The organism is Saccharothrix sp. ST-888, assembly GCF_000955975.1.
Classification (GTDB): Bacteria; Actinomycetota; Actinomycetes; order Streptomycetales; family Streptomycetaceae; genus Kitasatospora.
Window position 1 is genome coordinate 1 of record NZ_JYJF01000716.1, and the last position, 333, is coordinate 333.

The 333-nt window shown below is 76.0% G+C and carries 1 protein-coding gene; it reads left to right on the forward strand.

Annotated features, from left to right (window positions below; genetic code table 11):
- The coding region (locus tag UK12_RS44085) for a hypothetical protein (protein ID WP_045307143.1) at positions 1-333 on the forward strand (333 nt) is incomplete at both ends.

A 333-nucleotide genomic window follows, 5' to 3' on the forward strand; every position in this document is an offset into this window, starting at 1 on the left:
ATCGTACCGAACACGCACGTCACTTCACCGTGCTGCCCAACGGCCTGTTGCAGGACCGTCGGCTCAGTTACACCGCCCGCGGCCTGCTGGCCGACCTCCCCCCGCGCCCCGACGGCCGGCGCGAGGACGGTCGGCAGATGGCCGACTCCAGCCCGCACGGGCGGGGCGGGCTCCGCGGGGCCCGCCACGACCGCCTCGAGGCCGCGGCCTACCACGTGCCACAGGTCCGGCGGTGCGCCGGCACCGTCCGGCACCGGGCCCACGTCGTCGCCACCCCCCAGCTGCAGTTCGCGTCACGCGGGGTACGCAGGTCGGTCGCCTGCACGACCAGGG